Genomic DNA, 552 nt, shown 5'->3' with positions numbered 1-552 from the left:
TGTGCGTCAGGGCGTTGTCGACGGCTTCTTCGAGTGCCCAGTGGGCGAACGGGGGGGAAGCGACTATCGCGTCGTCGTCCAGCGCCAGCGTGAGACGCTCGGACTCTCGGTACTGGTTCTTGGACAGCGCTCGTTCGGTAAGCGATTGGATCGACGTTTCGACGGCCTCCTCAGACGTTTCCCAGATGCGGCGAAGCCGACGCACGTTCTTCGATATCCTTTCGAGTCGGGACGCGTGTTCGCGTAAGGTGTCGGCGTACTCCTGGGTAGGACCATGGGCGGTCCCCGCGATGAGGTCCGTGTACCCGAGCATGATGTTGGCCTCCGTCCGAATGTTGTGCCGCGCGACGCGGTAGAGGATCCTCATACGTCGCGAGTTCCGCCGTAATTGGTCCTTTTGTAGCCTCTCGACCACCCTTTGGCGTCGTAGCTTCGCGTAGCCATCGCCGATCGGAATGCCGACGGCCAGTCCGGCCAGCCCGCCCACAGCGACGATGAAGCTCCAGTCAAGTGCCGCTCCTGCCCCGAGCGTGTGCGCCGTCGAGATGAGGA

Annotated in this window: 1 pseudogene; it reads right to left on the bottom strand. The window is 63.0% G+C overall.

Annotation, left to right across the window (positions count from 1 at the left end):
- Positions 1-552, bottom strand: a pseudogene (locus tag EXE42_RS18895) (HAMP domain-containing histidine kinase); the annotation flags it as partial.

This window comes from Halorubrum sp. SP3 (assembly GCF_005435195.1).
Classification (GTDB): domain Archaea; phylum Halobacteriota; class Halobacteria; order Halobacteriales; family Haloferacaceae; genus Halorubrum; species Halorubrum sodomense.
This window is presented reverse-complemented; position numbering and strand designations above follow the sequence as displayed.